Here is an 18178-nt window from a genome sequence, read left to right as displayed (position 1 = left end):
GGGTGTCGGGCCTGCGGTGCTGCTCGTGTGGCTAGTTGGTGTCGAGCCGGATGGTGCCGTGGGGGGTGACGAGGTAGCTGCGGCCGTGGGGGCCGTGCCACTCGTAGCTGCCGTCGGGTCGTCGTCGGTAGCGCCAGCGGCCGGAGGTCTTGCACCGGTGATGTCGCCGGCAGAGTGGGGCGAGCCGGTCGGGTGCGGTCTGGCCCGGTGGTCCACCGTCGTCGATCGGGACGTAGGGCTCGATGTGGTCGAGGTCGGACCGTCTCGCGTCGACGGCGCACCAGGGGAAGACGCAGTGGCCGTCGCGCAGGATGACCAGCTCGGCCATCCACGGGGGCGGGTCGTGCTGGTCGACCGCGTTGCGGCTGTTCATGTCGAGGACGGGCTGGACGGTGACCCTCGAGCGGCCGACCCAGACCTTGATCAGGTCGATGGTCGCCGGGCCGAGCCTCTCGACCCTGCCGGTCACCGTCCCGCCGGTTACGCCGTCGGACGTGGACGTGCAGGCCGTGGCGAGGTCGGCCAGGTTGAGGTGGAGGTAGAGCCGGGTCTTCGGCGGCCGCGGCCTCGCGGCCACCGATGCGCCCGCACGGTCCGTGTCCTGCCCGGTGCCCTGCCCGGTGTCCTGTCCGGTGAGGGAGAGGAGGTCGAGGGTGGCCTGCTGGGCGGCGATCACGCCGAGGGCCTTGGCCTTGCGGACCTCGAGCTCGTCGGTGTCGCCCAGGGCCTTGAGCTGGGCGGCCTGGTCGCAGACCAGGTCGTGGAAGGCGGTCAGGTCGAAGGTGTCCCCGGCGACATCCAGGTAGGACGTGCCGTCGAACTGGCCGGGGTGGTCGTGCCGCAGGGTGACGTGCCAGCCGTTGCGGCCTTTCTTCTCCTTCTGGGCGATCAGGTCGGGGTCGAACGTGGCGATCGCGTGCGCGACGGTGGTCTCGACCGCCTTCCACCCGCACGAGGACAACCGCGGGGCGAGCTGCTCGTCCACGTACGCGGCTCCGGTCTTGGAGAGCCGGTGGGTGGCCTGGGCGACCTGCCGGGCCCGGTACGGCTCGACCGCCAGCTGCTCGACGAGTCGCCAGATCCGGGGCAGCCGGAACTGCAGGTCCAGCGCGTCGGCGATCAGCGCCATCCCCGCGGCCGTGGAGATCCCGAGCGTGGCGGCGACCGGCTCCGGGGCGAACGCCGCCACCGCCGGGGCCCCATCCCCACCCAGGGACTCGTCGGTGAGCAGGACGCTCGGGCCGCCCCAGGTCGCCACCCCCGTGTCGGCGGTGGCGGGGTGCAGCACCGCCCACTGCAGCGCCAGTCGGAGCTTGCCCCGCTCCTCGGCACGGGCGCCCTGCCGGCGGACCTCGAGGAGCTCGAGCACGCCGTCCGCGTCGAGGTCGTCGACCTCGACCGGATCCCAGTTGGCGCCTGTTTCGAACATGTGTCCATGATCGCACCGACCACCGACACCCCACCTCCCGAACCGGGCCCGATCCGGGCGCGCTGGGGAAGTCCGAAGGTAAAACTTTGGGGCGGGCATTCCGCCCGGCGCGCCGAAAGCGCCGCGACCCGCAAGCCGGGAGGCGTGCCCGGTCCCGGCGTACCCCCGTCGCTGCCGAAAGCCGCAACCAGAGATGGCCCGCAAGCCGGGCAGCGGCCTCGCCCCGACGCACCTCGCCCCTCGCAGCCAACGACGGCAACCAGATGCGGCCCGCAAGCCCGGCGCGGTGCTTGAGGAACTGCCAGCCGTGGCGGGGCGCCACGCTCGCTCCTCGACAACCGGCGGCTCCCACCGCTGACCGGAAAGCCGGACAGCGGCCCCGCCCCGACGCACCTCCCCCCTCGCTGCCAGGAACGGCAACCAGATGCGGCCCGCAAGCTCGGCGCCGTGCTCGAGGAACTGGGCCCCGTCGTCACGCGGCTCAAGGCTCCGTGGCCGACCACCGGCGGCTGCCGCCGCGGGCCGGAAAGCCGGGAAGCGACCGCAGCCCACGGCGTACCGCTCCCCGTAGCCGCCAAGGACCGCAACCAGGAGCGGTCCGCAAGCCCGGCACTGCGGTCAAGGACCTGCCCACAGTCACGGGGCCCCGACCGTCGGGACGCCGACCACCGTCCACACGAGACCGCCGAAGGACCCTCGACGCCCCCGTCGCCCCGGCCGACACTCGAAGCATGAGCGACCTGTCCGGCGTCATCCGGTCCGAGCGCCTCGCACTCATCGACTACCTCGAGACCCTCGGCCCCGAGCAGTGGGCGGCGCGGTCGCTGTGCACGGCCTGGACGGTGCAGGACGTGGCCGCCCACCTGGCCTGGGCGCCGGTGATGGGGATCGGGGAGTCGTTGGGCGGGCTGGCGCGGTCCGGCCTGCGGATCAACGCGTTCATCGCCGACAGCGCGGTCCGCGCCGCCACCCGCGGCACCGACGCGATCCTCGACCAGCTGCGCGCCAACGCGAGGAGCGGCGCGACGCCGATCGGCATGCCACCGATCGCGGCCCTCGGCGACGCGGTGGTCCACCCGCTCGACATCCGGCGCCCGCTCGACAGCCACCGCCCGATCCCGGCGGAGGCGTTCGCCCCGACCGCCGACTTCTTCGCCCACACCCGGTGGCCGGCGTCGGTCCCGGTGGGAGGCAGCGTCGTACGCCGCATCCGCGGCCTGCGCCTGGTCGCGACCGACGTCGACTGGGCCCACGGCAGGGGCGCTGAGGTCCGCGGCACCGCGGAGGCCCTGATGCTGGTGCTGGCCGGCCGACCGGTGCACGCCGGCGAGCTCACCGGGCCGGGCGCCGCGGTGCTCCACACCCGTCTCTGAGGGACCAGGTCAGGTCAACGTGGCGCAGTGGTCGGGGACGTACGTCGTCTGCTCGCGCGGCGGGCGCTCGTAGCCCTTCGGCTTCGGGCGCGGCGGCAGCTCGAGGACCGGGGTCGCGACATCGGTGTAGGGGATGGTCGAGAGCAGGTGCGCCATCATGTTCAGCCGCGCACGCTTCTTGACGTCGCTCTCCACGACGTACCACGGCGCCTCGGGGATGTCGGTGTGCACCATCATCTCGTCCTTGGCGCGCGAGTAGTCCTCCCAGCGCGTGATCGACTCGAGGTCCATCGTCGACAGCTTCCACTGCCGCATCGGGTCCTCGAGGCGGGACTTGAAGCGCTTCTGCTGCTCCCGGTCGCTGACCGAGAACCAGTACTTCCGCAGCAGGATCCCGTCCTCGACCAGCAGCCGCTCGAAGATCGGGCACTGATGCAGGAAGCGGCGGTACTCCGCGGGCGTGCAGAAGTTCATCACCCACTCGACGCCCGCGCGGTTGTACCAGGACCGGTCCAGCAGCACGATCTCGCCGGCACTCGGCAGGTGCTCGATGTAGCGCTGGAAGTACCACTGCCCCTTCTCGCGCTCGGTCGGCGCCGGCAGCGCGACGATCCGGGCCACCCGCGGGCTGAGGTACTGCGTGATCCGGGTGATCGTGCCGCCCTTGCCGGCCGCGTCCCGCCCCTCGAAGATGACGAGGACGCGCTGCTTCTCCGCGCGCACCCACTCCTGGACCTTGACCAGCTCGCCCTGCAGGCGGACCAGCTCAGCCTCGTAGACCTCGTCCGGGATGGACTCGTCGGACCCCGAGCCGTGCGCGTGCTTGGCCATGCCCCAGCCTAACGATTCATCCCACCGGCGAGGCGCGACCCGATGGGGCCGATCTCAGAGGCGCGCGACGAAGCGCCGTCCGCGGATCGCCTCCTCGACCAGGCCCGCCGCGCGGCGTACGCCGAGCAGCCGCGCCTCCTCGGCCTGCCAGGTCTGCACGGCCGCCTCGACCACGTCGAGCTGCGCCACGTCACGAAGCGCGGCCCGGGCCTCGGACAGTCCCCGGCGCACCGCGGCCTGCTGCGCCTCCACGTGCACCACCGCGAACCGCGCGAGCACGACCGGGTGCCGGCGCAGCGCCGGGTAGGAGCGGTACTCCGGGGGGCAGATGTCGAGCAGCCAGTTCTGCGCGGTCCGCTCCCAGTCGGGAGCGTCCGGCGGCCGGACCGGGGCCGGCCAGCCGGGCGGGGCGACGTACGTTGGCACGGTTCCAGCATACCTCGCGGTCGAACACCTGTTCGACCCGCGGGGATCAGGTGGACGCGTGCCCGCTCAGGTACGCCGCGACCAGCCCGCCCAGGCTGGGCAGGTGGTAGCCGCCCTCCTGCACCACGACCGTCGGCAGCCCGAGCCCGCCGAGCGCCTCGCCCGCGCCGCGGTAGCCGTCCGCCGTCACGAGCAACGGGCTCTCCGGGTCGTCGGCGGCCGCGTCGACGCCGAGCGAGACCACGAGCGCCGACGCACCGGACGCCGCGACCCAGCCGGCAAGCCCGGCGACCGCCTCGCGCCACCGGTCGTCCCCGGTGCCCTCGGGCAGCGGCACGTTGCGGTTCGCGCCGGCTCCCTCCCTCGCCCCCGTCTCGTGCTCGTGCCCGAAGAGGTGGGGGAACCACCCTGCGCCCGGGTCCACGTGCACCGAGCCGTAGAGCACGTCGGCCCGCGTCCAGAAGATCGCCTGCGTCCCGTTGCCGTGGTGGGCGTCGACGTCGACCACGGCAACCCGGTCGTGGCCGGCGCGGCGCAGCGCCTCGGCCGCGACCGCCGCGTTGTTGAGGTAGCACGAGCCGCCGTACGCCGCGGGCGTCGCGTGGTGGCCCGGCGGGCGGCTTAGCGCGTACGCCGTCGGCTCCCCCGCCGCGACCAGGTCGACGGCGGTCAGCGCGCAGTCCACCGCCGCCCGCGCGGCCGGCCAGGTGCCGGGCCCGACCAGGGTCATCGTGTCGAAGCACCACTGCCCCGCCTGCGCGTGCAGCGCGACCGGCGCCGTGGGCTCCATGCCGGCGAGCAGCCCGGGCGTGGGGAAGAAGTACGGCACCACCCGCTCCTGGCCGACGAGCCCGGCGTAGGGGCCTGCCTCCCAGGCGTCCGCTGCGCCGGACAGCCACGACAGCAGCCCGGCGTCGTGCACCGCCGCGAGCACCTCGTCGTCGTGGGCGGCGGCCACGTGGCGCGGGTTCCCGTCGAGCGCCGCCAGGATCGCATCCACCCGCTCCTCGGTCTCGACGGCGGGCGTGGCCGCACCCACCCAGATCTCGTGCCGGGGGTCGTGCAGGCGGGTGTCCGCGGACCAGACCACGGGGACGGGCGCGGGCGCGGAAGTCACCGGGCCAGCATCGCACCGCACCCGGCCTCCCTCGGGCAGGATGGGCCCATGCCGCGCGCCCGTGACCTCGGCCTCCGGACCGGGAGCCTGCCGACCGGTCCGACGAACTCCGTGCTCGACGTGGCCGGGGTGGGCGTGGGCCACGCGACCGTGCACCGTGACGAGCCCGCACCCCCGCAGGGGCGCGGCGTCGCGCGCACCGGCGTCACCTGCGTGCTGCTCGCCGAGGACGCCTACCGTCGGCCCGTCCCGGCCGGCGGGGCGGTGCTGAACGGGGCCGGGGAGTGCACCGGCTTCCTCACCGCGACCGAGTGGGGCTCGGCCGAGACGCCGGTCTACCTGACCTCGACGATGCAGCTCGGCCGGGTCTACGACGCCGCGTGCGAGATCGCGCTGGAGCAGCACGCCGAGGTCGCCGGCGACGTCGTGATCCCCGTGGTCGGTGAGTGCGACGACTCCCACCTCAACGACTGCCGCCGGATGCAGGTGACCGCCGACGACGTCCGCGCCGCCCGTGCGGCCGCGCTGGCGAGCCGCGGCTCCGGCGTACCACCCGAGGAGGGTGCGGTCGGGGCCGGCACCGGCATGTCCTGCTTCGGCTTCAAGGGCGGCATCGGCACCGCGTCGAGGGTGACGGCGGAGGGTCACACCGTCGGGGTCCTGCTGCTCACCAACTTCGGCACCCGCGACCAGGTCGTCGTCGCCGGGGTGCCCGTCGGCCGGCTGCTGCCGCCGGCGGCCGCCACCGGCCCCGACGCTCCCGCCGGCTCCTGCCTGGGCCTCGTCGTCACCGACGCCCCCGTCGACGGCGCCTCGTGCGCCCGCCTGGCCCGGCGCATCGGGCTCGGCCTGGCCCGCACCGGCTCGGTCGCCCACCACGGCAGCGGCGAGATCTTCCTCGGCTTCGGCACCGGCCTGCGCCTGGACCGCGACGGCACTCCCGACCGTGCCGCGCTCGCAGCGCGCGCCCTCGACCCGCTCTTCGCCGCCGTGGTGGAGGCGGCCGAGGAGGCCGTCCTCAACTCGATGTTCACCGCACCCACCACGACGGGCCGGGACGGGAACACGAGCGAGTCCCTGCACTCCCCCGAGGTCCTCGCACTGCTGGACGGCGTGCGCGCATGACCGGCACGCAGCGCGAGGTCCGGATCCCCGTCGGCGACGGGGTGGAGCTGGCCGCGACCCTCTTCCTGCCCGACCCGGCCACCGGCCCGCAGCCGTGCCTGCTCGAGGCGCTGCCCTACCGCAAGGACGACCTGACGTCGTCGTACGCCGCGGGCTACGAGGTCCTGCGCGACCGGTTCGGGTACGCCGTGTGCCGCGTCGACGTGCGCGGCACCGGCTCGTCGTCGGGCGACGCCACCGACGAGTACCCGCCCGAGGAGCAGCGCGACCTCGTCGAGGTGATCGCCTGGCTGGCCGCGCAGGAGTGGTGCGACGGGGGCGTCGGCATGTTCGGCACGTCGTACTCCGGCTTCAACTCGCTGCAGCTGGCGTGTGAGCGGCCACCGGCCCTCAAGGCGGTGTGCGCGATCTACTCCAGCGACGACCGCTGGACCGACGACGTGCACTGGCGTGGTGGCGCGCTCCGTCTGGTCGACCTCGTGGACTACTGCCACTACATGACGCCGATGTGCGTGCTGCCGCCCGTGCCTGCCCTGTGGGGGGACGGCTGGCGTGCCGAGTGGGAGCGGCGGCTCGCGACCAACGAGCCGTGGGTGCTGACGTGGCTGCGCGAGAACGTGCACGGCGACTACTGGCGCGGCGGGTCGGTGCGGCTGGGCGCCGACGGCTCGGGCTACGAGCGGATCGGCTGCCCGACGATGCTGGTGGCGGGCTGGGCCGACGGCTACCGCAACAACTCGTTCCGCACGGTCGCGGCGCTCGCCGGGCAGGGCGTCCCGCACCGGCTGCTCGCCGGGCCGTGGGCGCACGCCGACCCGACCCACGCGATGCCCGGCCCGCGGATCGACCTCGACACCGAGATGGCCGCGTGGTTCGACCAGTGGCTGCGCAACCCGTCCCTCGAGGAGAGCGGCGCAGCGTACGAGTCCCACTGCGACGTCTTCGTCCGCTCCTCGACCCGGCCCGAGCCCGACCTCGACCTGCACGAGGGCCACTGGCTGCGGCTGCCGTCGGTGCCCCCGACCCGGCCGCACGCCGTGCCGCTCGACGGCGCCCGGTCGCTGCCGGTCGTCCCCGACGTCGGGACCGCCGCCTGGATCGACTGCGCCGGCCACCTGCCGTGGGGGCTCTCGACCGACCAGCGCACCGACGACGTCCGGTCCTTGGTCTGGGACACCGACCCGCCCGACGGCGTGCTGATCGGGCAGCCGCGCGTCCGCATCCGGGTCAGCGCCGACGCGCCCGCGGCGTCGCTGTCGGTCAAGCTCTGCGACGTGTTCCCCGACGGCACCTCGGCGCTCGTGGCGCGGGGCACGCTCGACCTCGCGTTCCGCGACGGCGTGCATGGCACCCCGTCGCCGCTGGTGCCGGGCGAGGAGCACGACGTCGTCCTCCACCTCGACGCCTGCGCCTACACCTGGGCCCCCGGCAACCGGCTGCGGGTCAGCGTCGCGGGCTCGGACTGGCCGAACACCGTCGCTCCCCCGGCTCCCGTCACCCTGACCGTGCACGGTGGCTCGCTGGAGCTCCCGCTGCTGGTCGGCGACCACCCGGAGCCGGCGTTCGTCCCCGGGGCCGCGCACTCCTCGGAGAGCGCGGACGACGTCACCTGGGAGATCCGCGACGACGTGCTGCGCCGCACCACCAGCGCGCGGACCCGCGTGGTGTCGGAGTACGACACGCCGTACGACGGTCGCGCCCGCGAGGACTACTTCGGCGAGGTGGTGGTCGACCGGCGCTCCTTCGAGCAGACCGCCCACGCGCAGACCACCTTCGAGCTGAGCTGGCCGAGCGCGACCGTGCACGTGCGCTCGGTGATGGACGTGGCCGTCACCGGCGACGGGCTCGACGTCGTCATCGAGACCTGGGCGCGGCTCGACGGCGAGCCGGTCTCGCACCGCACCTGGCGCGAGCGCGTGCCACCTCACCCCTCGTAGGGCACCTCGACCGCCCAGAACTCCTCGTCCTGGTGCGCGGCGTCGAAGAGCGCGTCCGCCACCCGGTCGGGCGTGAACGCCCCCTCGCGGGACAGCGTCCCGCGCACGGTGACGGTGACCGCGCGGATGCCGTCGGGCGCGAGCGTGGTGTCGAGGCTGCGCACCAGGTTGCGGACCCCGGCCTTCTGCACGCCCAGCGACGCGGCCCTGTTCCACGGCTTGTCGGCGGCCATGCTGCCGGTGACCGTGACCCGGCCACCTGCCTGCATGAACGGTCGCGCGGCCTGGACCGAGGTCAGCAGCGCGCCGACGCCGAGGGCGACGTCCTCGAGCAGCTCGGCCACGGTGAGGTGCAACGGGTCCTTCTCGCGGAACGCGCTCGGGTTGAAGTGGAGCACGTCGATCCGGCCGAAGTGCTCGCCCAGCCTCGTCACCGCGGAGGTGCACGCCTCGACGTCGGTGATGTCGGCGACCACGACCTCGACCTCGACGCCGCCGTCGCGCAGCATCCCGGCCAGCTCCTCGAGCTGTCCTTCGTCGATGCCGAGCAGCCCGACGTCGTACCCCTCGTGGGCAAAGCGGCGTGCCAACGATCCGCTGACGCCCGGACCGGCTCCGACCACGACGACCACGGGGCTGCTCATGCGGTCAGCCTAGGGTGCGCTGGTCATCCTGCACCGGCAGTCCGACGTACGCCCGCGACACCAGCCGTACGAACCGCTCGACCGCGTCCTCGGACGGGGCGAGCGGGCCGGGCGCGAAGTGCGGGGACGCCAGCCCCCGCTGGACGGACTCGCACGCGGCCCAGTCCTGCCGGTTGGTGATGTCCCAGAACTCCACGGCGTACGCCGGGTCGGGCAGCACGCCGTCGGCCGACGGCAGCAGCAACCACGAGCACTCGATCCAGGTGCGGTCCGGGGCGAGCGGGACCAGCCGGTGGGTCATCACGTAGTCGGGGTGGGCGGAGACCAGCAGGTTGGGCAGCAGGTGGACGTACTCCACGGTGGTCGGCGAGACGCCCGGGATCGGGTTGCCGTCCGACGCCCCCGTCAGGGACATGGTGGCCATGCCGTCGCGGAGCACCATCGAGCCGCCCACCCACGCGCCCGGCAGGTCGTAGTTGTCGCCCGACGTGGGCGGCGTGACCTGGCACAGCTCCGGGTGGATCAGCGGGCAGTGGTAGCACTCGTGGTAGTTCTCGGCGACGATCTTCCAGTTCGCGGCGATCTCGTAGGTGTGCCGGTCGGCCAGCCGCAGCTCGTCGGGCCGGTAGGGCTCGACGACGCCCGCGAGCTCGCCGAGGTGCTCGGCGAAGGGCACCACGTCGGGATCGCCGAGCGGGTGCAGGCCGTGCCCGAAGACCCAGCCGCACCAGGTCTCCACGGGCAGCTCGACCAGCGAGTAGGCCGACGGGTCGAAGCCCGGCTCGTCGCGGTAGCCGGGCGCAGCCACCAGGTCACCGGCCAGGTCGTAGGACCACGCGTGGTACGGACAGATCACCGAGTGCCGCCCCGACGCGTCGCCGTCGGGCAGCAGCTCGTGCGCGCGGTGGCGGCACGTGTTCGCGAACATCCGCAGGCTGTCTCCCTCGCGGGTCAGCAGCGCCGACACGTCACCCACCATCACCGCGCGCTGCGTCGCCGGCCTGCCGTCGAGGTCGGCCGGGAGCAGCTCGTCGAGCCGGCCGAGGCAGGTCCAGGTGCCGGCGAAGAGGTGACGTCGCTCGAAGGCGAGCACCTCCTCGGACGTGTACGCCGCCGCCGGCAGCATCGCGGGGACGGCGCCACCGCGTGCGCGGACGTCGTCCTGCAGGCGGGCCAGCTCTCCGGTCATCCCGTCCTCCTCGTGTCCGGGCCTCACACCAACCAGTGTGCCGCGTAGTCGGGGTCCGTGAGCGCCGGCCGGTCCAGCGCGAAGGTCGTCGACACGACGTCCCTCTCCCCCGTCGCCAGGTCGGCGAGCAGCCGCCCGAAGGTCGGCGCGAACTTGAAGCCGTGCGCGGCCCCCAGGCCCACGACCACGGCCGGGTGCCCGGGCACCCGGTCCAGCACGAAGTCCCGGTCCGGGGTGAGGGTGTACTGGCAGCGCAGGGAGCGCACCGGCCGGCCGGCGCCGGGCAGGATCCGGTGCACGTGGTCGGACAGCAGGGTCAGCATCTCCTCGTCGACCTCGGAGCCGCGGGCGTCGGGGTCGACCGGCGGCCCGCCGCAGTCCTGGGCGGCCTTGACCGTCGCGTCGCCGTAGCAGGGGAAGCCGTAGAACGACGGCTCGTCCATCCAGATCCACAGCGGTAGCCGCCCGGGGTCGAACAGCACCGGCCGCTGCGGGGCGAAGTAGGTCACCTGCTCGAGCGTGACCGTCAGCGGCACCCGGTGGCCGAGCCCCGCCAGCGCGTCGTTGGTCCACGCGTCGGCGCAGATCACGAGGCTGCGGCAGCGGTACGTCGCACCTCCGGCCGTCACCTCGATCCCGGCGGGGCCGAGGTCGCGGACCTCCTCGACCCGTGACCGGTCACGCAGCACGGCGCCGTGCCGGACCGCCTGCTGCTGCATCACCCGCGTGCCCCGACCCGCCGGCACGATCGCCGCCCGCTCCTGGAACAGCCCGACGGTGCCGGCGGGCAACGAGAACTGCGGCCAGCGCTCGGCGACGCCGCTGACGTCGAGCAGCTCGAAGGGGACACCGGCGGCGGCCAGGCTGTCGACGTAGTCGACCATCGGGATGGCGGGGTCGGGTGGGAAGAGGTCGAGGCCGCCGACGACGGTGACCAGCCGCTCGGCGCTGTCCCGCTCCAGCCGGGACCAGTCGTCGTACGCCTCGTGCGTGAGCCGCACGTACTCCTCGGTGTGGTAGCTGTGCCGCAGGATCCGGCTCGTGTCGTGGCTCGCCCCGCGGTCGTGGCCGAGCGCGAAGCGCTCCAGGCCGAGGACGCTGTGGCCCCGCCGCGCGAGCTGGTGGGCCGTCGCGCTGCCCAGCGCGCCGAGGCCGACCACGACGTGGTCGAAGGTCTCACCCATCGTGGCGCCCCGGATCCAGGCGGGGCAGCAGCCAGCGCCGGATGTCGGCACTGTCGTCCTCCATCGGCGCGAACCAGCCGTGGGTGTAGGCGCGCGAGGACATGCCGCGCTGCACCGACTCGCAGATCGCCCAGTCCTGGCGGTTCACGAGGTCCCACAGGTCCGCGGCGTCAGACGGGTCGAACGCCGGGTCCTCGACGGCCTCGCGCGCGAAGAGCAGGTGGCAGTCGATGCGGGTGCGGGCCACGTCCTGCGGGAGCAGCACGAACGCCGCGACGTGGTCGGCGGAGCAGGAGAGCATCAGGTTCGGGTGGATCAGCTCGCCCTTGTGGCGGGTGCGCTCGGCCTCGGAGAGCCCGGGCAGCGGCGACCGGTCCGTGGTGCCGGTCATCGTGAACGTCCACGCGCCCTCGCGGTGCGGGATGCCGTCCTCCCACGCGAGCCCGGCACCGCCGCTGCCGAACGCCGGCACCAGCCGCGTGAGCTCGGGGTGCACCGGCCCGCAGTGGTAGCACTCGTTGTAGTTCTCGGCGACGACCTTGTAGTTGGCGGCCACCTCGTAGGTCAGGGTCAGCCCGGTCACGAGGTCGCCCATCGCGTAGTTGCGCAGGTTGACCGAGGCCTTGGCCAGCACGTCCCCGACCGGCGCGGCCGCGGACGGCGTGAGGTGCACGAGCACGAAGCCCTCCCACTCCTCGACGCCCACCGGGTGCAGCGAGAAGTCCGCCGGGTCGACGTCGTCGGCGTGCGGTGAGCGGAGCAGCTCGCCGGCCAGCGAGTAGGTCCACGAGTGGTAGGGGCAGCGCAGCGCGCCCACCGCGGCGCAGGCGGGCGGGGCGCCGGGCGCGGCCGGGACCAGCTGTGAGCCGCGGTGGCGACAGACGTTGTACGCCGCGTGCAGGGCCCCCTCCTCGTCGCGCGTGACCAGCACCGACTCACCCGCCACGTCGACGACCGCCACCCGGCCGGCCTCGGCCAGCCCGAGGTCCCTGGTGCGCCCGACGCAGAACCACTCGCCGTGCAGCACCCGGTCCCGCTCGCGCAGCCAGGCCGCCGGATCGACGTACATCCCCCGGGGCAGGGCGGCCTGGAGCGGACTCACACGGTGCTCCGGCTGCCGCCGGGCGTCCTCGGGCCGCCGGAGGAGCGCAGCGCCGCGAGGTGGCAGGCGACGTGGTGGCCCCGGGGGTCGGCCGGCAGGATCCCGAGCGGCTCGGTGCGGCACTTGTCCTCGACGCCCTCCGCGGTGGCGGTGCCGTCGGCGAGCGCCGGGCAGCGCGGGTGGAAGCGGCAGCCCTCCGGGATCCGGGTCGGGTCCGGGATCTCGCCGGTGAGCACGACCGGGCGCAGCTGCTCGATCTCCGGCACCACCGACAGCAGGGCCTGGGTGTAGGGGTGCTGGGGCGCCTGCAGGACCTCCTCGGTGGGGCCCGCCTCGACGACGCGGCCGAGGTACATCACCGCGATCCGGTCCGCGATGTTCCACGCCAGCCCGAGGTCGTGGGTCACCACGAGCACGCCGAGACCCAGCTCGTCGCGCAGCCGGAGCAGCAGCGCGAGGATCTCGCCGCGGATCGACGCGTCCAGGCTGGACACGGGCTCGTCGGCGATCAGCAGCTCCGGGGACAGGCCCAGCGCCCCCGCGATGAGCACGCGCTGGCGCTGCCCGCCCGACAGCTCGTGGGGGTAGCGCAGGAAGAGCCGCTCGGGTGGTCGCAGGCCCGCGGCCGACATCGCCGCGGCCACCAGCTCGGTCTCGGTGCGGCGCTCGGGGTCGGCGTCGACCAGCCCGTGCAGGCGCAGGCCCTCGGCGACGGACTCGTAGACGGTCTGGCGCGGGTTGAGCGCACCGGCCGGGTCCTGGAGCACCATCTGCACCCGGCGGCGCAGCGCGCGCAGCCGGCGGCCGGAGTACTCCAGCGGACGACCGTCGAGGAGCACCTCCCCGGAGACCGGCCGCTCCAGGCCGAGCATCGTGCGGGCGACCGTGGTCTTGCCGGAGCCCGACTCCCCCACGAGCGCGACGATCTCGCCGGCGCCCACCCGCAGGTCGACGCCGTCGAGGGCGCGCGCGATCTGGCCGCCGCGGGTGAGGAACTCGACGCTGACCTGCCGCGCCTCGAGCAGGCAGTCGCTCATCGCTCCTCCACCCGGATGCAGGCGGCGCGCCGGTCGTCGCCGAAGGACCTCAGCTCGGGCACGACGTGCGTGCACTCCTGGATCGCCCGCGGGCAACGCGGGGCGAACGAGCAGCCGGGTGGCAGGGCGGCCGGGTCCGGCGGGTCCCCGGGGAGGCCGGACGGGGCGAACCGGGCCGCAGGGTCACCGACGCGGGGAAACGCCGCGGAAAGCGCGCCGGCGTACGGGTGCAGCGCCTCGCCGAACACCAGCTTCGAGGGCCCCTCCTCGACGACGCGGCCGCCGTACATCACCACGATCCGGTCGCACAGGTCGGCCAGCACCGACAGGTCGTGGCTGATCATCAGCATGCCGACGCCCAGCTCGTGCACGAGGCCCGAGAGCACGTCGAGCACCTGCGCCTGGACCATCACGTCGAGTGCCGTGGTCGGCTCGTCGGCCACGATCAGGCGCGGGTTGCACGCCAGCGCCATCGCGATCATCACCCGTTGCCGCTGTCCGCCGGAGAGCTGGTGGGGGTAGGCACGTGCCCGCGATGCCGGCATGCCGACCTGCTCGAGGAGCTCGCCGACGCGCGCCCTGACCTGCTTGTCCCCGGTCTCGGGGGTGTGCAGCGTGATCGGCTCGGCGATCTGGTCGCCGACCCGGCGGACCGGGTTGAGCGAGTGCAGCGCGCCCTGGAAGACCATCGACGCGCCCGCCCAGCGCAGGGCACGGAGTCCTCCCCAGCTCATGGTCAGCACGTCCTCGCCCTCGAACAGCACCTCGCCGGTCACCCGGGCGCTGGGCGGTTGGAGGCGCAGGATCGTGCTGGCCAGCGTCGACTTGCCGCAGCCCGACTCCCCCGCGAGCCCCACGATCTCGCCGCGGTCGAGCGAGAGGTCCACGTCGCGCACGGCGGGCACGTCGCCGCCCTCGGTGCGGTAGGTGACCGACACGTCGCGCATCCGCAGCAGGTCCGACATCAGCGTCCCTTCAGCCGGGGGTTGAGGACTTCCTCGAGGGCCTGGCCGATCAGCGTGAACGCGAGCACGACCAGCACCACGCACACGCCCGGCGGGACGATGAACCACCAGGCGCCGGTGGTGATGGCGCCGACCGAGAATGCGTCGTCGAGCATCGACCCCCAGGAGACCCGGGTCGGGTCGCCGAGGCCGAGGAAGCTCAGCGTCGTCTCGGTCAGGATCGCGATCGCCACCGTGAGCGTGGTGTTCGCGAAGACCATCGGCATCACGTTCGGCAGCACGTGCTTGCTCATCTGGTGCCAGCGGCCGGCCCCCAGGACCTGGGCCCGCTCGATGTAGGGCCGCTCCTTGATCGACAGGGTCTGGGCGCGGATCAGAAGGGCTGTGCTCGGCCAGGAGGTGATGCCGATGACCAGCACGATGTTGAGCAGCGAGCGGCCGAGCACGGTCGCGAGGACGATCGCCAACGGCAGGAACGGGATCGCGAGGAACCACTCGGTCACCCGGAACAGGGCTCCTCCGGCGAAGCCGCCGAAGTATCCCGAGGTCAGCCCCACCAGCGTCCCGATGACCATCGAGATCAGGGTCGCGGCCAGGCCCACGAGGAGCGAGATCCGAGCGCCCCACAGCAGCAGGGTGAGCACCGACCGACCCTGGTCGTCGGTTCCGAGCCAGTACTCCGAGGACGGCGGTTCGAGCACCCCGCCCGTCGCCTTGGTCACCTCGAGCCCCTCGGACGAGGCCAGCAGCGGCGCGGCGATCGCGAGGCCGACGAAGACCGCCAGGATCACGAGCCCCGCCACGCCGGACCGCTTGCGGCGGAAGAGCGCCCAGCCCCGGGCGAGGCTGACCCGCCGCCGGCGCCGGGCCAGCTGTCGTGCGGAGAGGTGGGCGGCCGGCTGCTCCGGCACCGCGTCGGCACTCACGTGCGCACCCGCGGATCGAGGACGCCGTAGAGCAGGTTCGCAGCCAGGTTCGCCAGGATGACGCCCGCGGACGCGACCAGGAAGACGCCCTGCAGCAGCCAGAGGTCGGGGACCTCGAGCGCGTCGACGCCCAGGAGACCGAGGCCGGGGATCGAGAAGACGGTCTCGACGGTGATCGCCCCGGCCACGATGTAGCCCATGCTCAGCGCGATGACGGTCGTGGTGGGCAGCAGCGCGTTGGGGACGGCGTGCCGGTTGCGCACGACGATGTCGCGCAGCCCCTTGGCCCGGGCGGTCGTGAGGTAGTCCTCGCCGAGCTCGTCGAGCATCGAGCTGCGCATGATCAGGGAGTAGTCGGCCAGGTACGCGAGCGTGAGCGTGATGACCGGCAGCGTCAGGTGCCACGCGGTGTCCAGCACGCCCGAGAGAGTGCCCGGGTCGGCGTCCGTGGAGTGCAGCCCGCCGGTCGGGAAGATCCCGGGGATCGGCCCCCATCCGACCGCGAAGACCGCGATCAGCAGCAGCCCGAGCCACCACTCGGGCATCGAGTAGAGCGTCAGCGACGTGCCCGTGGAGGTCTTGTCGAACGCGCCGCCGCGCTTCCACGCGCCCCTGATGCCCAGCCAGACGCCGATCAGCGTGGCCAGGATGGTGGAGGTACCGACCAGCAGGATGGTCGGCCACATCCGGTCGATGATCAGCTCCGAGACAGGAGCCCGGTACTTCAGGGAGATCCCCAGCTCACCGTGCGCCAGGTTCGTGAGGTAGGTCAGGAACTGTCGGGGCATCGACTCGTCCAGCCCGTAGGTCCTGTTGAACTCCGCGATCTGCTCCTTGTTCGTGAAGCGGCCGCGGCCCAGCGTGCGCGCCGGGTCGCCCGGGATCACGCGGAAGAGGAAGAAGTTCACGACCAGCATGAACGCGAGGCTGCCCACCGCACCGAGGACCTTGGTCAGGACGTACCTGCCGTACCCATGGTGCCGGGCACGCGGCTGCGGGAGGACGCTGCTCTCGGTGGCGGCGGCGAGGCTCATTCGCGCTCGCCGACCGTCGCGCGGCGACGCACGAGCACGACACCTGCTGCGGCGACCAGGACGACGGCCACCCCGCCCGTGACCAGCCAGAACGTCGAGCTGCCGCCGCTGTCCTCCGCGGCCGCTGTCGCCCCGATGGCGCTCGTCACCCCGTCGCAGTCCCCGGCCTGATCAGCCGGGCGCATCGCCGTGTAGTTGTGCCCGCCGTACTGGATCAGCCAGACACCACCCGGGTCGGGCTGGGGCTGGAAGCACGCGAACCGGTCGCTGCGCACCGCCTCGCCGGTCGTGGGGTAGACGGTGACCAGGTAGGGCGACTCCTCGAAGACCATCTCCTGCATCTTCTGCACGAGGGCCACCCGTGTGGCGTGGTCCATCTCGTGGTGCTGCTGCTCGTACATCCGGTCGTACTTCTTGTTGCAGTACCACGAGTCGGACAGGCCGCCGCGCTCGTCGCAGGTGAAGTAGCTGAGGACTCCATCGGGGTCGGCCTCGACGTACCAGCCCCACTCGAAGGCGTCGAAGTTGCCGTCGAGGATCACCTCGGTGAGCCGACCTGATGTGTACGGGACCACCTCGGCCTTGATGCCGAGCTCGTCGAGCCACTCCTTGAAGTAGTCCATGGTGTTGACCGACGTGTCCGAGGCCGCGTCACTGCGCGCCGCGAGGCGCAGGGTTCCCAGCGGCGACCCGTCCGGCATCGTCCGCAGCCCGTCCGACCCCTTCTTGTACCCCGCCTCGTCGAGCAGCTGACCGGCCTTGTCCAGGTCGAAGGTGAACTCCTGGTCCCCGCTCGGTTGCCACCTCCACTCCGAGTAGGAGGGCGGGATGATCGTCTGTCCGGGCTCCGCGGCGCCCTGGTAGACCTTGTCCGCGATCAGCTGGTTGTCCAGCGCGTAGCCGAGCGCGTGCCGGAACTTGGGGTCCTTCAGCGCCGGGTTGCCGTCCCCCTTCGGCTGGCCGGTCTCGGGGTCGGCGGCGCCGGTGTTGAACGCGATCTCGTCGAAGTAGACCCCGTTGCCGAAGTGGGCGGTGATCCCCGGCTTCCCCTCGAGCGACTTGACCTGCAGGGGGGAGACGTCCTCGGCGAAGTCGATCTCGCCCTTGATCAGCGCCTGGACCATCGGGTCCGAGCTCTTGTAGACCCGCATCACGACCTCGTCGATGTGGGGTTTCGGGCCCCAGTAGTGGGGGTTCCTCTCGAAGCGGTACGTCGAGCCGCCGGCGGTGCCCTCGACGAGCGAGAAGGGCCCCGAGCCGACGACCGGCTGGCCGTCCTGCGGCTCGGCCGGGTAGCTCTTGACGTCGTCCTCGCTGACGTTCTTCCAGATGTGCTCGGGCACGATCGGGATCGGGAGGAGCGGGAGCGAGGCGATCGGCTTGTCCAGCTTGAGCACCACGTGGGTGTCGTCCGGCGCGGTGGCCGAGGTGGCGCCCTTGAGGTAGGTGCCGTAGTTGACCGCCTCGGGACCGCCGTCGATGATGCGGCTCAGCGTGAACGCGACGTCCTTCGCCGTCAGGGGCTGGCCGTCGGACCACTTCACGCCCTCGCGGATGGTGAGGGTCCAGGTCAGGCCGTCGTCGGAGTGGGACCACTTCGTGGCCAGCTCGGGCTCGGGCGAGATGTCCTTCATCGAGTAGCCGATGAGGAAGTCGTAGTTCAGCGCCCACGCCTCGTAGGCCTCCGCCTGGACACCCAGGAAGGGGTTGAACGAGTCGACCTCGCTGAGGATCCCGAGCGTGAAGGTCGTCTTGTCGGCCGCGGCCGCCGGAGCCGCCGCGCCGCCCCCGATCGCCATGCCGGGGATGAGGCACGCCAGCAGCAACGCGCCCGCGCCGAGGACACGCGCTGGAGTACG

General features: G+C 73.1%; 16 protein-coding genes. 3 read left to right on the top strand and 13 right to left on the bottom strand.

Going from position 1 to position 18178, the window contains the following annotated elements; all coding sequences use genetic code 11:
- Positions 1-31: 31 nt before the first annotated feature.
- Positions 32-1429 (bottom strand): HNH endonuclease signature motif containing protein, encoded by a 1398-nt coding sequence (locus ACFO9I_RS10000; protein WP_379180335.1) that lies wholly within the window; start codon positions 1427-1429, stop codon positions 32-34.
- Positions 1430-2160: 731 nt separating this feature from the next.
- Here ACFO9I_RS10000 and ACFO9I_RS09995 point away from each other — a divergent pair.
- Positions 2161-2802: a maleylpyruvate isomerase family mycothiol-dependent enzyme gene (locus ACFO9I_RS09995; RefSeq protein ID WP_379180333.1), complete on the top strand. Its 642-nt coding sequence runs from the start codon at positions 2161-2163 to the stop codon at positions 2800-2802.
- 9 nt (positions 2803-2811) lie between these two features.
- Here ACFO9I_RS09995 and ppk2 read toward each other — a convergent pair whose 3' ends face one another.
- The 3 genes from ppk2 to ACFO9I_RS09980 are packed head-to-tail and all read right to left on the bottom strand — an operon-like array spanning position 2812 to position 5176.
- The gene (gene ppk2, locus ACFO9I_RS09990) at positions 2812-3633 is read right to left on the bottom strand and encodes a polyphosphate kinase 2 (protein WP_379180331.1); all 822 of its coding nucleotides are present in this window, start codon (positions 3631-3633) and stop codon (positions 2812-2814) included.
- Positions 3634-3687: 54 nt separating this feature from the next.
- Positions 3688-4059 (bottom strand): hypothetical protein, encoded by a 372-nt coding sequence (locus ACFO9I_RS09985; RefSeq protein WP_379180329.1) that lies wholly within the window; start codon positions 4057-4059, stop codon positions 3688-3690.
- A 46-nt stretch (positions 4060-4105) separates the two neighbouring features.
- Positions 4106-5176: a histone deacetylase family protein gene (locus tag ACFO9I_RS09980; protein ID WP_379180327.1), complete on the bottom strand. Its 1071-nt coding sequence runs from the start codon at positions 5174-5176 to the stop codon at positions 4106-4108.
- 48 nt (positions 5177-5224) lie between these two features.
- Here ACFO9I_RS09980 and ACFO9I_RS09975 point away from each other — a divergent pair, with 48 nt between their 5' ends.
- Both ACFO9I_RS09975 and ACFO9I_RS09970 read left to right on the top strand, forming a co-directional pair.
- Positions 5225-6301: a P1 family peptidase gene (locus ACFO9I_RS09975; RefSeq protein ID WP_379180325.1), complete on the top strand. Its 1077-nt coding sequence runs from the start codon at positions 5225-5227 to the stop codon at positions 6299-6301.
- On the top strand, positions 6298-8238 hold the full coding sequence (locus ACFO9I_RS09970) for a CocE/NonD family hydrolase (protein WP_379180323.1): 1941 nt from the start codon (positions 6298-6300) through the stop codon (positions 8236-8238). Before ACFO9I_RS09975 ends, ACFO9I_RS09970 begins: the two co-directional genes overlap by 4 nt.
- Here the strand turns inward: ACFO9I_RS09970 and ACFO9I_RS09965 are convergent.
- Genes ACFO9I_RS09965 through ACFO9I_RS09925 form a run of 9 tightly spaced genes read right to left on the bottom strand, consistent with a single transcriptional unit; the run spans position 8226 to position 18118 of the window.
- A complete protein-coding gene (locus tag ACFO9I_RS09965) occupies positions 8226-8882 on the bottom strand; it encodes an SDR family oxidoreductase (protein ID WP_379180321.1) in 657 nt (218 codons plus the stop codon). The genes ACFO9I_RS09970 and ACFO9I_RS09965 overlap by 13 nt on opposite strands.
- Before the next feature lie 4 nt (positions 8883-8886).
- Positions 8887-10071: an aromatic ring-hydroxylating oxygenase subunit alpha gene (locus ACFO9I_RS09960; RefSeq protein ID WP_379180319.1), complete on the bottom strand. Its 1185-nt coding sequence runs from the start codon at positions 10069-10071 to the stop codon at positions 8887-8889.
- A gap of 23 nt (positions 10072-10094) precedes the next feature.
- Positions 10095-11255 carry an N-methyl-L-tryptophan oxidase gene (solA, locus tag ACFO9I_RS09955; protein ID WP_379180317.1) on the bottom strand — a complete coding sequence of 387 codons (1161 nt, stop codon included), beginning with the start codon at positions 11253-11255 and terminating at the stop codon, positions 10095-10097.
- Positions 11248-12357, bottom strand: a complete 1110-nt coding sequence (locus tag ACFO9I_RS09950) for an aromatic ring-hydroxylating oxygenase subunit alpha (RefSeq protein WP_379180315.1) — start codon at positions 12355-12357, stop codon at positions 11248-11250. Before ACFO9I_RS09950 ends, solA begins: the two co-directional genes overlap by 8 nt.
- Positions 12354-13394: an ABC transporter ATP-binding protein gene (locus ACFO9I_RS09945; RefSeq protein WP_379180313.1), complete on the bottom strand. Its 1041-nt coding sequence runs from the start codon at positions 13392-13394 to the stop codon at positions 12354-12356. The genes ACFO9I_RS09950 and ACFO9I_RS09945 overlap by 4 nt, the downstream gene beginning before the upstream one ends.
- The gene (locus tag ACFO9I_RS09940; protein ID WP_379180311.1) at positions 13391-14359 is read right to left on the bottom strand and encodes an ABC transporter ATP-binding protein; all 969 of its coding nucleotides are present in this window, start codon (positions 14357-14359) and stop codon (positions 13391-13393) included. Before ACFO9I_RS09940 ends, ACFO9I_RS09945 begins: the two co-directional genes overlap by 4 nt.
- Positions 14359-15285, bottom strand: a complete 927-nt coding sequence (locus tag ACFO9I_RS09935) for an ABC transporter permease (RefSeq protein WP_379180309.1) — start codon at positions 15283-15285, stop codon at positions 14359-14361. Before ACFO9I_RS09935 ends, ACFO9I_RS09940 begins: the two co-directional genes overlap by 1 nt.
- Positions 15282-16319, bottom strand: a complete 1038-nt coding sequence (locus ACFO9I_RS09930) for an ABC transporter permease (protein WP_379180307.1) — start codon at positions 16317-16319, stop codon at positions 15282-15284. The genes ACFO9I_RS09935 and ACFO9I_RS09930 overlap by 4 nt, the downstream gene beginning before the upstream one ends.
- A complete protein-coding gene (locus ACFO9I_RS09925; RefSeq protein ID WP_379180305.1) occupies positions 16316-18118 on the bottom strand; it encodes an ABC transporter substrate-binding protein in 1803 nt (600 codons plus the stop codon). Before ACFO9I_RS09925 ends, ACFO9I_RS09930 begins: the two co-directional genes overlap by 4 nt.
- Between the last annotated feature and the right edge of the window lie 60 nt (positions 18119-18178).

Origin of the sequence: Nocardioides sp. GCM10023255 (assembly GCF_042653125.1) — a bacterium.
GTDB lineage: Bacteria > Actinomycetota > Actinomycetes > Propionibacteriales > Nocardioidaceae > Nocardioides.
The sequence above is the reverse complement of the archived record's forward strand: the minus strand, read 5'-3'. Positions and strand labels throughout refer to the sequence as shown.